The organism is Tardiphaga sp. OK246, assembly GCF_900188215.1.
GTDB lineage: Bacteria > Pseudomonadota > Alphaproteobacteria > Rhizobiales > Xanthobacteraceae > Tardiphaga > Tardiphaga robiniae.
The window spans coordinates 133,974-148,013 of record NZ_FZOX01000003.1 but is presented as its reverse complement, the minus strand read 5'-3'; the positions used below and the strand labels follow the sequence as shown (position 1 = coordinate 148,013).

The following is a 14,040-nucleotide window of genomic DNA, read 5'->3' as shown; positions in this document are numbered from 1 at the left end:
GCACTTTCGCTATCGGGCTTCGAAACCGCCGAGAGCCAGGATCGTGTTTGACTTCTCGCGCCACAGCTCAGCTTGCAGACTTGGAAAGCCAAGCAGGGGTCCTTCCAGCGCAAGCGTGTCGCCCTCTTCGTTGCATTTGTAAGGTTGCAGGAGATCCCGTGTCCATCGGTAGGTCACCGGAATAGGTGGCAGGGATGAGTTTGCTTCCATGGCCTCGGCAATCCCGACCAGGTGCCACCAAGTTTCCAGCGGAAACTGACTCAGGAGGAGGGATTCTTGATCCCGGGAGTAGCGCCAGAAAGACAGGATTGCGTCGGCCGTCCAGGTATCCAGGACTTCTTGGCGATTACGCTTCAGGCTGCCGATCCAGCGCGCGAGGCTGGCCGTGAAAATATCCGGGTTGGAATAGGGGCTTTCATTTGGCTCATCATGCGAATCGTAGGTGCTGCCCATCAGTCCGGCCAAAATCTCGTCCCCAAATGGAATCTTATGCGAGTAAGTGCGCTCAAGATGGACCGGCGCATCCTGTTCCAGCAGAGTCTCCTCGAGCTCTACCTCTCGCTGTCTCAGCAGATCATCCCACGTCGTCCGATTATCCGGAATACGATCTGCGCCGAGCACAAGATCATGAACCAGTTGTTCCTGACGTAGCCGATGAGCGGCCAGTGATGGTTCCTCTTCTGTCTCAACCAGCCAGCAGATCTTCCGAATGGCTGCGATCACCTGGCTATACCAGGTCGAGATCATGTGTGGCGTAATGTCGACAAACCCGATTTCCGGCTGAATGAGCCGTGGCTGAAATAACCTATAGGCGTAACGGGCTTCAAACGTGATCTGCTTTTTGACCTCGGTCGGATGGCAGCCGAACATGGCATCGCGAGCGAAGCGGTCATGTGCACCGTCCCAGGAAAATTTCGGGCTCGTCGCATACGCCCAATGGATCTTTCGGATCGCCGTGGTGGAGCGTGTACCGAGCAGAAGACGACCATGCTCCACCAAAGGGTAGATACGAGAATCGACAACAATATCGTCATCCATATCGTTACCATTGTCTTCGAACGGCTGAAGCAGGCGCCCGTCACGTTCATCGCGGCCAACCGTCTCTTTGCCGAGAACTGCTGCCATTGTTTGCCAGGTTTGCTGCCAGCGCTCAGGCGCGGAGAGCCGTGCGTGCGCGATATTGAGGGGGGCTTTCTGGAGAAACGTCGCCATCATCATCGCATTCATGTTCAGACCTGCGATGTTGCGTCTGACATAGCGTGATCGTGCAATGCCACCCCGGTCAAAACGACGCCCTTCGACGTCGGTGACGTATCCTCGACGCATGAACCGCGCTTCGGTCTCGGGAAACGACGAAAGTCGCCTGTAATCGAGCGAACGCGTTGTCAGCTTGCTCAGATAAATCCCTCGGTGGCCGTATTCACGCTCCATGCGATCATAAAGGGCATGCACAGCGGCATCGTCCGCAAAGACTTCCGGATTGTAATAAACCGTGACGCAGTAGCGCAGGTCGGACGGATATATGATGGGCTCTACAGAAGGAGCAGGTAAGTCGAATTTTGGATACTCAAACGGATCTCCAAACTGCCGTTCGTCTTGCAACTGAGCCAGCCGTTGGAGGGCCGCAAAGCCGCCCTGACGTGGCTGAGGTGCCGGTTCTTCTTCCGGCATATAGGCATCTGTCATCTCAAGAATTCCCTATTTTCCGGTCGGGAGTTTGTTAAGGCGCGCAAGAGCTACAGCAATATCGTCGCTGGAGACTTCGTCGTCATCGATGTTGGAAAGCAATCGAGTTGTCACGGCCGCAGATCGAACCGTGTTGTCTGGACGTAGCCGGAGACGCGGCGTGCGTGCCTTCGCGAGTGGCTCAGAAGGTTTTTCCTGTGGGATCGACCGTCCTGGTTGCTCGGAGGATGATGCAACCGCTCGGGCGTCCTTTGCCGAGGCTACGCGGGTCAAGCGGGCATAGCTAACCCGGATTTGGTCGAGAGAAATGAGACGCCCGTCCGCACGTCGAACGCCGGCGCGAGACAGAAGCGAAGAGAGGCTCCGCCACGTCAAACCCGATTCCGTCCGGAGCGTCGTTACAGTATCGAGATGGCGGGCCAATACGCGGTCGAACGGCACGCGCTCGCCTGCAACCGTGAGCTCAGCCGCAAACGTCTCCGCCCAAGATTTCGGATCAATTCCCATGAGGGCAGGTTAGCGACTGGAACCTGCCAGAATTTGAAGCAGAACCGAGCAATTTGAAGCGAATACAAAATGCTCTGTGTTGCTACAGGAAGGTACAGGTTATTCTTCTCACACCTATGCATCTCAATGCGGTGTTTCAGCTTGAGAGTAATGTACTCTCCAAGTGGAAACGAGCGCATTTTACTTCTTCACTTGCCTTGAAATCGATTATCTCAACGCATCGCGCAACTGTGGCCCGACTAGCAACAGTCGCTACTTACGTACTCATTGGTGACCATAAGTGGTGAATATGTTGTGATGCATCCAGAAGAAATTGGGATATCGAGCGCGCTCCGCTCGTATCGCTTGTGCTTGTTAATCTGCTCGCTTGCGCCCCGCGTGTACTCGGCCCCAGATCACGAGTGGCGAGTGACTATGGTTTCGCGGTTGAGGTCTCCAGTACGGTGATCCGCGCTTGCTGACGATAGTGCCGATTAGGAGCCGATCAGAACAGAAAAGGTTGATAGATTCTGTGGGTTGGTCGTGGCTGCAAAGCCAAGGCTGTCTTGATATACAGTAGGTCCGGTACATCGCTCAATTGGATTGGGGTTCGCCGACGATCTACGGCCATGCGACCTCCTTTAAACGCTGAGATGTCTGAAATTGATGCGGGTAAGGCTTTGAGATAGGGACTGAAAGTGCAGTAGATCTTTCCAGTCGCTCGGGGCGAGTTTCATCGGTTGGCTGGCGCTCAACAGTTGGAGATCAGCTATGAAGGCCAAGCTCTTCCCGATCACGTTGATCGCAGCATTCTTAGCAATCGTGTCTTTCGGTGCCGTCCTAGTAGTCTCGTTGTCCGGCGGGATAAGCAGCGTCGCTGCACAAGCCGAGATCGGTGGCCTTTCCGAGTTTTGGATAAGTCCGAGAAATGGTGACCGAGAAAAGCATTCTCGGAAAGCCGACTCTCATCTTCTTCGGATTTACGCACTGCCCGGACATCTGTCCCACATCGCTGTAAATTTCGGAAATACCAAACGCGCTCGGTCCTGACGCTAGTCGTTTGAATGCCTTCTTTGGTCAGTAGATCCGGAGCGTGATACGGCATCTGTTATGAAAGACGATCTTTCAAGATTGGATCCTCATCTAAAGAGCCTAACTGGATCGCCCGAAAAGGTCGCTGAAATTGTTTCGGGATACCGCGTACTCATCAAAACAGGGCCAACTAGGGACGGCGACTATACGATATGCCATACCACTCTCATTTATCTCGTGAGTAAGGACGGAAAGTTCGTGTCGTCCTTCAATATCAAGCCCAAGCGCGGACGAATCCGCTGCTTGATTTGCGTCGGTACCTCTAATTTATTCGTTTTATTGCGAGCGTGTGAGGTCTTCGATAGGAACGAGCTTGGAACACCATGAGCTGTTTTTGGAACACGAAGAAACCAATAGGCCCCGCGGCTCCACGAGAAGCTTTGTCGTGCTTTAATCGATCGGAAGGCTCTCGATCGCCGATCACAGGTTGCTCTTAGATTTTTCAATTGCGCTCGCGGCCGTGGATTTCGGAGGATCTCGCTGCAAGTGGAATGTATAGGACAACGTGATGGACTTGAGATTTGCCGTTTCCTTGTCTTGGAGTAACGCCGGGTCGACGTAGAACACAACCGGCATCTCGCGCTTTTCACCAGGAGCGAGCGTCTGATCGGTAAAGCAGAAACAGTTGATCTTCTGGAAATATGCTCCCGTCGTCATTGGTGCGACGTTGTAGGATGCAAGAGCAGTGGTCATGCGAGCGGAAAGATTGGTTACTGTGTAGAAGACCGTGACCACCTCGCCGATACGAACATCGATCTCACGTTGCTCAGGCACGAACTTCCACGGCAGCCCAGGTCCTACGTTTGAATCGAACCGTACGGCGATTTTTCGGCCAAGCGGTTCGTTTGCGGGAACCGCGGTCGCCACTTGCGTTGTCCCGCCGAAACCCGTGGCGCGGCAGAACCAATTATACAAGGGCACCGCCGCGTACGACGCTCCAAGCATCGCCGCGACGGCTACGCCACAGATGGACGCGACGACAGTGTCTCTCCCGAGCTTTCCGTGGCTTTCTTTGCTCATCGCTTTCTCCCATCGACTGCAAACATGTTTGCTACGTTCACAGCGGCCTCATGATTACGGATGGCCCTTCTGCAAAGTGACTGCGAGATAATCAAGACGGCGGCTAAGATCATGAGAGCTGTCCAAACGGACCGCTTGGGTTGCCTCTGCGCCCATTGTCGGCCGGTGATATCGCTCATAGCATTTATTCTTTCGACTACGACGTCATCAGCAAGATGACGTATCCGAACTTCCCGCATGGTAGGTGACGGGTACAATGATCGCAATGTGACAGCGCTTCATAACCGAGCAAAGTCCGTATGCGAGGGATGCTACGACTTCGCGTCATATCGGCGAACAAGGAAGAAGCCATTACTGCACGCTGTGGGGGCGTTTGAACGCAGCAGTCGAGTGTATTTGGGAGAGCTTAAGCCCAGAATGCATCGTTTCAGCGGTTAATCTGCACAATTTGTTTCGGAGCGCCGCTGTGAGAGGAGTACTTGTCGGTCGCAGAAAGGCGGCTCGAACAAGTTCGATAGGAGATTGAAGGCAATGCCTAAACCGCTGAGCCCAACAGTGACCGCGATCGTGAAATCTACCGTGCCCGCACTGCAGCGACATGGGCCTAAGATCACGAAAATCATGTATGAGCTTCTTAAGGAAGACTATCACATCCGGGCGCTTTTTAATCGTGCAGATCTTGGCGAAAGCGGCGCGCAGGTGGGCGAGCTGGCGACCGCGATCGTGGCTTACGCAAGGAACCCCAAGACGCTCGATGCGCTCGCTCCGACCGTCGAGCGCATCGCGCACAAACACACCGGTCTCCACATTCCTCCAGAGCTTCGACAGGTCTTGGGAGACACCGCGAATGACGAGGCGATCGTTGCGTGAACCGGAGCATACTGGTTCCTGGCCGAGATACTGAAAGCGAGGGAAGCGGTACTTTGCGATGACATCAGAATGCCCGATGGCAGCTGGAGCGGCTGGCGACGATTAAGAGTTGCTGAAAAGATCCGCGAAAGCAGCATGATCACTCACTCGTGCTTCGTCCTGAAGATCGCGGTGCGGTACTGCGGCACAAATCTGAGCAATATCTCACGTTCCGCCTTCGACCGTCGGTGCAGGAGGAGCTGTAACGGAATTACTCAATTTCATGCGCACCAAATGGCAAATTCTATCGCATCTCAGTCAAGCGCGAAGCGGATGGAATGGCGGATCTCGCTTCCCGCATAACGAGGTGCAAGTAGGAACGGTTCCGGAAACGACACCGCCGTCGAGCGATTTCTCCCTCCCCAAACCCAGGCACGGCTATTTATCATGTTGTCTGGCGGTGTTGAACTCGCGCCAATGAAGCATGGCGGAGACGATCGCGCGCGAGCACTCAAGTCGCGAAGCCTACTACATTCACTGCAATATCAGCAGCGACACGCACGCGATGGATGTGTGCATGTACCCACACGCGCTTCACAGGCTTCGAACGTCAAAGTGACGACTTGTTACAGCACGAGCCCTTGATTACTGACATACTCGGCGAAATGCACCTCGGCGAGGGAGTTATTCCGTCAACCGGCTGGCAGAACATACGCCGTTGTTGGAGGCGGACGTGCTTCTATGCGGTCCGAAGCCTTTCCTCCGCACCTTCGTGAGCGGGCTTGCCTTTCACGGTGTGCAGCAGGCCAATCGCATCCAATATGAATCTTTCGGCCTGGCCGACGAGCTACTAGTGGCGTGATAGAAAAGTCGAGGCGTTCGCGTGACGTAACGCCTCGGTCCCTCGCCGCATTTGATGGTGCGTAACGATAGGCCGTTGTGGCCCCTCTACTTGTCTTGAAACGAGGGAGATACGTCCTCCTATTCGGTCGGAGAATATGTGAGTCAGCTGGGTCATCAACTGGTTCGTTCTCACGCATGCCGATCGGTTGTTGCTGGATACCCACCGATGGCGACAAGGCAGCCTAAGGCGCTTGGTAAAGGACTTCGTTTATGCAAGATCTCGCCGGCAAGAAAGCTCTTGTCACCGGTGCCGCCAGAGGAATCGGAGCTGCCATCGCGGTCGAACTAGCGCGACGTGGCGCAGACGTCGCGATCACCTATAAAAATTCGGTCGATCGCGCCGATGAAGTCGTGAGGACCATTCAGGGGTTGGGTCGGAGGGCGCTTGCTGCTCAAGCAGACAGCGCCGACGCGCAAGCGGTATCGCGATCCATCGACATTGCGGCAGACCAGCTCGGTGGCTTGGACATTCTCGTCAACAATGCGGGCGTCCTTCACTACGGGCCTCTCGCCGAGATGCCGACGGAGCTGATCGACGAATTGCTCGCAGTGAATGTGCGGGCCACGGTGCTGGCGACGAAAGCAGCCATTCCTCTGCTGAGTGACGGCGGCCGCATCGTCTCGGTCGGCTCGTGTCTCGCGGAACGTGTCGCCATCGCGAATGTAGTGGTCTATTCGATGTCGAAGTCCGCCTTGCTCTCCTTCACGAGGGGGTTGGCGCGGGAATTGGGTCCGCGCGGGATCACGGTTAATCTCGTCCACCCTGGTCCGACCGACACGGACATGAACCCCGCCGAAGCTGAAGGTGCAGAAGGCTTGCGGGCTCAGATGGCGCTTGGTAGGTTCGGCGCTGTGGAGGACGTCGCTAAGTCGGTGGCGTTTCTCGTGGGCCCGGCGGGCAGGCACATCACCGGCACCGGCCTCACGATCGATGGCGGCATGAACGCCTGAGCACCGGATCATTTCCTCACAGACACCTTCCATGATGCGCCAGCGGCATCGGACGTCCCGTGCGAGGAGTGAGAGCTCAAGATAGCCTTTCGGAAAGGTCGTGGACGATCGCGCTCGCTTTCTGGCACCGTCTGGGACCAGAACCTCAGGGTCTCGTCCAATTCGTTCCTGCGTTTCCCTCGAACATCGACCGTCTATCCCAGGTTTCCGCGCCGAACCTGCTCGGCGTGCCGACCGCGTCGGATCTCCAACAAACCGCGGCAACCCGCCTTTTCTGGCATGGCATTCGCGGACACGCTTTCGGTGTTGGGTGGTGGATTGCTAATCGGAGCCGCAGGCTTGCTCCGAGGTCACGAAGCGACGGCGTATTGGCCCGTGGCGGACTTGCTTCCGATGACGGGCGCGAAGTACGTCGATCGGCGGGTCGTACACGAACGCAATCGCCTCACCGGCGGCGGAGTCACGGCAGGACCGGATTTCGGGCTTACTCTTGCTGCATTACTGAAAGGCGAGGATTCCGCGCGATACGTGCAGCTATTCATGGAATATTCTCCAACTCCGCCCTTCAGAAACGGGACGCCCGCCGAAGCCGGCGCGGAGCGCTCCGAGGCGGTCCAGAAGCAATGAATGTCGAGATTTGAGGGATGTTTAGCCTCGATATTCTGTCGAACCTCGCTTATTCGAATTCCGTAATTGAGCTTGATGATCGTAGAGATTTCTAGGCCATCTTCGTCTCTCGAACACTTTGGAGAAGCACCAAAGTAGCAGCAATGCGACTCCAAAAGGCGGCACTCCGCTCTCGCAGGAAAACGTTGCTCATCGGCACGGTGTTGCTCGTCATCGACATGGCGGGAGCAATCAGATGTTGCGTATCGATCTGGTTGTCCGTGTCGTGTCCGATCTTCGCATCGCTTACCTGACGTATCGTCCGATGAACGCATGCACGACGCGGCCACTTTGCGTCCGTTCGATTGCGGCGATCGACGAGCCGATCATGCGGTCGGTGCTCGCTCCGTCGGCGAGTAGGTGATTTAAAAACCTTAACGTGCGACTAGGCGCATCCGGACGTTGTCCGGCACATCGTGGAGACGCACCGGTCCACGAGTCTTGTAGTGGCGGAATTCGAGGTATCTCTGTCATGGACTTGTGCAGCGCGGCGATCGATTGTTCTCGCATGTTACGAAAACGAAATCCCGATGTTGGAAGCATGACTGCTCCCCTATCTGCCGAGTGGTCGCGCGTTCGCTCACATTTGTGAAAAGAATCGATCGCGTCGATTGCCATAGCAGCCAACAGAAATGTCGATCCCGATCAAAATGCGAAATCGCGCGCCGGCCAGCGTAGACGACCTGCCAACGGCGTTTCGAGTGCAGATTTCGCATGTCCATTCGAACAAGTCCGCCAGCCATGGCAACTATGAACAACGCCGTCAGAGATTGGCGACGCTCCTCCATTCAATCGGTCCGATACGAGAGACACAACGATGATGAGTGCATTCACGCAAAACCTCGAGACACAGACATCATCGAACAGCCGCAGCGGTCGCAAGATTTTAACCGCATTCACGGCTCTTGCTGTTGTGGGAATGCCCGTCGCTTACATGCTCCTTGGTCGCGGCCCCAAGACCGCAGTTGCGGCTTCGCCCCCACCTACGGTGTCAATTGCTGCGCCGATGTCGCGCACAGTTAACGAATGGGACGCCTATGTCGGCCGTTTCGCGCCGAGCAAGAGCGTCGATGTTCGCCCGCGTGTCTCGGGCCAGATCACTTCGCTTCATTTCACGGACGGCGCGATCGTGAAGCAGGGGCAATTGTTATTCACCATCGACAAGCGTCCTTTCGAGGCCGCATTGGCCGAGGCGCAGGCTGGCCTGGAAAGCGCGAGGAGCGATCTCTCGCTGGCTCGAACCGACGTCGCGCGAGCTGATCAACTCAGCGACGCAGCGATCTCGAAAAGCGAGGTCGACCGACGCCGCGCGAAAATGCAGGCTGCTGTCGCATCGGTCGCCGCTGCGGAAGCGCGGGTGCAATCCCGATCCCTCGACATGGAATTCACTGATGTCCGGGCGCCTATCGAAGGTCGCGTGTCCGATCGCCGCGTCGACCCAGGCAATCTTGTCATGGCAGGTGACGGCGGCAGCAGCACCCTGCTCACGACGGTCAACGCACTGGATCCGATCTACTTCAACTTCGATGCTTCCGAAGCGGTATTCCTGAAGACCAAGCGCGCTCAACAGACCGGCGCGGAGTCATCACGCGTCGAGGTGCGCCTTCAGGACGAAGCGGAATATCTTTGGAGCGGGCAGCTCGACTTCATCGATACTGGGCTTGACCCGCGATCCGGAACGATCCGGGCGCGCGCGGTGCTCAAAAATTCTGACTTTTTCCTGACACCTGGGATGTTTGGAAACATGCGCCTTGCGAACGGCTCGGCGTCGACCGCACTGCTCGTTCCCGATTCAGCCGTGCAGACGGATCAGGCCCGCAAGACGGTGCTGACTGTCGGCGCCGACGGGACCGTCGTCGCCAAACCCGTCCAACTCGGAGCGGTGGTAGACGGACTTCGGATCGTCAGGAGCGGCCTAGACGGCAACGACCGCGTCATCATCGGGGGGATACTCTCGGCCGTGCCAGGCGCGCAAGTGGCAACGAAGCCAGGAGAGATCGCTCCGATCACCTCCGCGCCGAAGGCCCCGGTGCTCGCCACAAGCGGCGAAGTTACCTTCGCGCGCTGAACAACCTCCGTAGACAGTCAGGATAGTTACGCATGCGCTTCTCGCGGTTCTTCATAACCCGGCCGATCTTCGCCGCAGTTATCGCCATCGTCATCACGATTGCCGGCGCAATTTCTTACTTTAAGCTGCCGGTGGCGCAGTATCCCGACATCATTCCGCCCACGGTCGTGATTTCCGCCACCTATCCTGGCGCTTCGGCCGAGACTGTCGCCGAGACGGTCGCGTCGCCGATCGAGCAGGAGATCAACGGCGTCGACAACATGCTCTACCAGACGAGCCAGTCGACCGCGGACGGCAGGGTCGCGATATCGGTCGTGTTCAGGGTCGGGACCAATCTCGACGCTGCCCAGATGCTCGTGCAGAACCGAGTCGCGACCGCGGTACCGCGTCTCCCCGAGACCGTTCAACGGCTGGGTGTGACTACGCGCAAGACAGCGCCAAGTGCATTGATGGCGGTGAATCTTGTTTCATCCGACGGGTCTCTCGACCAGAGCTACTTATCCAATTACGCGCTCACCCAGATTCGCGATCGGCTGAGCCGCATTGAGGGTGTGGGAGACGCGCGCATCTTCGGCAGCCGCGAGCTCGCCATGCGTGTATGGATCGATCCCGGGAAGGCGTCCACGCTCAATCTGACCGCTGGCGAGATCGTCGCGGCGCTGCGGGCGCAGAACGTCCAGGTTGCTTCCGGAGCGCTGAGCCAGCCTCCGACAGAGGTTGGCGACGCGTTCCAGCTCAATATCCGGACGCAGGGGCGCCTGACCGAACCGGGCCAGTTCGCTGACGTCATCGTGCGGACCGATGCGGACGGGCACCAGGTACGCATCCGCGATGTTGCCCGCGTCGAGCTAGGAGCGGCAGACTACGGAACCAACGCCTACCTGTCCGGTGATCCATCGATCATGATCGGCATCTTCCAACGCCCCGGCACCAATGCGTTGGAGACCGGCCTCACGGTCGAAAAGGAGATGGAAGAGGCAGCAAAGAACTTTCCGAAGGGCCTCGAATTTCGGATCATGTGGAATTCGACCAAATTCATCGCGCAGTCGACCGAGGCCGTCCGCAACACGTTGTTCGAGGCAGCGGGCCTTGTAGTCATCGTGATTTTCGTATTCCTGCAGAATTGGCGGGCAGCCATTATTCCGGTTGTGGCCATCCCGGTATCTCTCGTGGGCACGTTCGCAGCCATGGCGATCGTCGGATACAGCCTGAACAGCCTATCCTTGTTCGGCCTGGTACTCGCCATCGGCATTGTCGTTGATGACGCCATCGTCGTCGTCGAGAATGTCGAGCGCAACCTTGAGCGCGGCCTTCCACCAATCGAGGCGGCCCGCGTGTCCATGGACGAGGTGTCGGGGGCGCTTGTCGCGATCATGCTAGTGTTATGCGCCGTGTTCGTGCCGACCTTCTTCCTGACAGGCTTGTCTGGCGCCTTCTACAAGCAGTTCGCCCTCACGATCTCCGCGGCGACGGTCGTATCCCTGATCGTGTCGCTGACACTCTCGCCCGCCTTGGCCGCGCTCCTGCTCCGGCATGAAACGTCCTCCCAATCGAAAGGGCGCGCGGGTCGCGCGCTGTCCGCAGCCGGCGACGCCTTCAACAGACAATTCGATCTCATGAGTGAAAGATATGGGCGCCTGACAAGGCGGCTGATAGAGCGCTGGCGTACGATGATGGTCGTGTACGGCGCTTTGATCGTCGCAACGGGTGCCATCCTTTGGGTCACGCCGACCGGCTTTGTACCGGCTCAGGACCAAAGTTATCTCATCACGATCATCCAGTTGCCGCCCGGCGCGTCGCTCGCGCGGTCGGATGACGTCCTTCAGCAGGTCTCCAAGCGCCTGCTCTCGATACCTGGGGTGAGGGGCACCATTATGCTCGCCGGTTACAACGCGGCTTCGGACTCGAGCGCGCCCAACTCGGCCACGATATTCATTCCGTTGAATCCCTTCGATCAACGCAAGGGGCACGAACTTTCCGCAAATTACATCCTCGCAGAAGCGCGCAAGCGCGTCACCGACATCGACGACGCCCGTGTGCTTGTGATCCCGCCACCTTTGATTGACGGTATTGGTTCGGCGGGTGGCTACCGCATGATGGTCCAGGATCGCGGCGGACACGGTTACAAGCCCCTCGGGGTGCAGGCCGAAAAGCTGATCTCTCAGGCGAACGCAACGCCCGGACTGGCGCAGGTCTTCACGTTCTTCAATACAGCAACTCCCCGGATCTACGCCGACATCGACAGGCCAAAGGCCGACATGCTCGGCGTGCCTCCGGAGCGCGTTTTTGAAGCGCTGCAGGTTTATCTTGGCTCAGCCTACGTGAACGACTTTAATCTCCTCGGGCGAACGTTTCAGGTCATCGCGCAAGCCGATCAGTCAAACCGGCGCACGGAATCCGACATAGCCAATCTAAAAACGAGATCGGCAAGCGGCGCCATGGTGCCAATCGGTTCGGTTGCAACCTTTCTTGATGAAACCGGTCCCTATCGCGTCGTGCGATACAATCTCTTCCCCGCGGTGGAAGTCGATGGAGACACCGCACCGGGATACTCGACCGGCCGATCGCTGGCCACAATGGAAACGTTGGCGACCGAAGCTCTTCCTCCCGGTTACGGCTTCGAATGGACCGCCATTGCGTTTCAGCAGAAGATCGCGGGCAATACTGCCGCTTTGGTCTTCGCGCTCGCTGTCGTCCTGGTGTTTCTGGTGCTTGCGGCACAGTACGAAAGCCTGACCATGCCGCTTGCAATCATCCTCATCGTGCCGATGTGTATCCTCGCTGCGATGGCGGGCGTGAATCTCCGTGGAATGGACAACAATGTCCTTACCCAGATTGGACTCGTGGTGCTCATCGCCCTGGCGGCCAAGAACGCCATCCTCGTCATTGAATTTGCCAAGCAGGCCGAGGAGCGCGACGGCTTGAGTGCCGCTGAGGCAGCAGTTCAGGCCGCGGTGACGCGCTTGCGCCCGATACTAATGACGAGCTTCGCTTTCATTCTTGGCGCCGTTCCGCTGCTCGTGGCGACCGGAGCCGGTGCCGAGCTGCGCCAGGCGCTTGGGACCGCGGTGTTCTTCGGCATGATCGGCGTGACCGGATTCGGTCTGATCTTCACGCCCGTGTTCTACGTTGTGTGCCGGTCGCTGGGTGATCGCCTTGCGCGTCGTTCGCGCTCGGTCCCTGTTATCGCACCGGCGGAGTAGGCACGCGAACGACGCTCCACCCCGACACGCCGCAATTTATCATCGGATCGTCCGGTGTTGCGGAACATCGTGCCCTTTTGAGCGCGCATAGATAGGAGGATGAAAATGCAGCAGGATGCTCTGAAAGCCGCTGAGGACTGGGTAGCTGCGGGGAATGGCGTTGCGATTGCCACGGTGGTGGAGACATGGGGGTCGGCACCGAGGCCAGCCGGATCAAACCTCGCCATCAACGATGAAGGGGCGTTCCTCGGATCCGTGTCCGGAGGTTGCGTCGAAGGGGCGGTCGTCGCTGAGGCGCTCGAAGTGATCGCAACAGGAGCTCCTCGCCTTCTTGAATTCGGCGTTGCGGACGAGACCGCATGGAAGGTGGGACTTACATGTGGAGGTACGATCCGCGTGTTCGTTGAAAAGGTGGGATAATGACAAAACCTCGACGATCAATCGCTAAAATGGAAGCCGAGGCGGTTGTTTCCGCCGAACGAGATCTAAACATCGCCCCTTTCGCGATCGGTTCATTCGAAGCGGTCATGTGGATTGTCGGTATGGATTCGCAAACCAATGTGTCGCGCTCGCTAGAGGCAGAGCGCTTCTGCTGGGATATGATCACCATTGATGCGCACCTCGCCGAGATCCGCGCTCATCTGGCATCGAAGCTGAAAGTCAGCGTGCCGCAATGGGTATTGATGTCGGTTCTGGAAGACCGCGACAATGGGCAGGGCGTCTCCGTGCGCGACGTTTCGAAATGTATGGCAGTGGATGCTTCGTTCGTGACAACTCAATCGAAGATGCTTGAAGTAAAAGGGTTGGTACGCAGGGTTCAATCTCCCACTGATGCGCGTGTGATCCTGATGTCGTTGTCAGAAACGGCATTGGCAGGAATCAAGGCGATTGCCGGTGAGCGCGAATTGATAAGGAATTTCATGTTCGGGCAATTCGACGACGAAGCTCTTCAGAAGTTTTTTGAAAGTCTGGCGCAGGTGAGGGATAATATCTCGAAAGCTTCCCGCCTGGTGTCGCTCTATCAGCCTGGTGGCTAAGGGCACTGACCCAGATTGGAAATTCTGGGTAGGTCCAACTTCAGCGCAAGAGAAGCGCCATCGGAAGCAAGTAGACCGA

At 57.4% G+C, this 14,040-nt stretch carries 9 protein-coding genes and 1 pseudogene; 8 read left to right on the top strand and 2 right to left on the bottom strand.

Annotated elements, in window-relative coordinates; translation table 11 throughout:
* Positions 1 to 9 precede the first annotated feature (9 nt).
* On the bottom strand, positions 10 to 1,686 hold the full coding sequence (locus CHC01_RS13620; protein WP_089264848.1) for a hypothetical protein: 1,677 nt from the start codon (positions 1,684 to 1,686) through the stop codon (positions 10 to 12).
* A gap of 1,257 nt (positions 1,687 to 2,943) precedes the next feature.
* Between CHC01_RS13620 and CHC01_RS33495 the strand changes: the two are divergent.
* Positions 2,944 to 3,530, top strand: a pseudogene (locus tag CHC01_RS33495) (SCO family protein).
* A 154-nt stretch (positions 3,531 to 3,684) separates the two neighbouring features.
* Here the strand turns inward: CHC01_RS33495 and CHC01_RS13605 are convergent.
* A complete protein-coding gene (locus tag CHC01_RS13605) occupies positions 3,685 to 4,284 on the bottom strand; it encodes a cytochrome c oxidase assembly protein (protein WP_089264847.1) in 600 nt (199 codons plus the stop codon).
* A 531-nt stretch (positions 4,285 to 4,815) separates the two neighbouring features.
* On the opposite strand from CHC01_RS13605, the gene CHC01_RS33075 reads away from it, so the two are divergent.
* From CHC01_RS33075 to CHC01_RS13565, 7 genes are all read left to right on the top strand, one after another.
* Positions 4,816 to 5,154, top strand: coding sequence for an NO-inducible flavohemoprotein (locus tag CHC01_RS33075; RefSeq protein ID WP_244558355.1), 339 nt, complete (start codon positions 4,816 to 4,818; stop codon positions 5,152 to 5,154).
* A gap of 1,092 nt (positions 5,155 to 6,246) precedes the next feature.
* A complete protein-coding gene (locus tag CHC01_RS13590) occupies positions 6,247 to 6,987 on the top strand; it encodes an SDR family NAD(P)-dependent oxidoreductase (protein ID WP_089264845.1) in 741 nt (246 codons plus the stop codon).
* A gap of 279 nt (positions 6,988 to 7,266) precedes the next feature.
* Positions 7,267 to 7,614 carry a DJ-1/PfpI family protein gene (locus CHC01_RS13585; protein ID WP_089264844.1) on the top strand — a complete coding sequence of 116 codons (348 nt, stop codon included), beginning with the start codon at positions 7,267 to 7,269 and terminating at the stop codon, positions 7,612 to 7,614.
* An 856-nt stretch (positions 7,615 to 8,470) separates the two neighbouring features.
* Positions 8,471 to 9,721 (top strand): efflux RND transporter periplasmic adaptor subunit, encoded by a 1,251-nt coding sequence (locus CHC01_RS13580; RefSeq protein WP_089264843.1) that lies wholly within the window; start codon positions 8,471 to 8,473, stop codon positions 9,719 to 9,721.
* 32 nt (positions 9,722 to 9,753) lie between these two features.
* On the top strand, positions 9,754 to 12,924 hold the full coding sequence (locus CHC01_RS13575) for an efflux RND transporter permease subunit (protein WP_089264842.1): 3,171 nt from the start codon (positions 9,754 to 9,756) through the stop codon (positions 12,922 to 12,924).
* 105 nt (positions 12,925 to 13,029) lie between these two features.
* Positions 13,030 to 13,344: an XdhC family protein gene (locus CHC01_RS13570; RefSeq protein ID WP_502695653.1), complete on the top strand. Its 315-nt coding sequence runs from the start codon at positions 13,030 to 13,032 to the stop codon at positions 13,342 to 13,344.
* Positions 13,344 to 13,961 carry a MarR family winged helix-turn-helix transcriptional regulator gene (locus CHC01_RS13565; protein WP_089264840.1) on the top strand — a complete coding sequence of 206 codons (618 nt, stop codon included), beginning with the start codon at positions 13,344 to 13,346 and terminating at the stop codon, positions 13,959 to 13,961. Before CHC01_RS13570 ends, CHC01_RS13565 begins: the two co-directional genes overlap by 1 nt.
* Positions 13,962 to 14,040 lie beyond the last annotated feature (79 nt).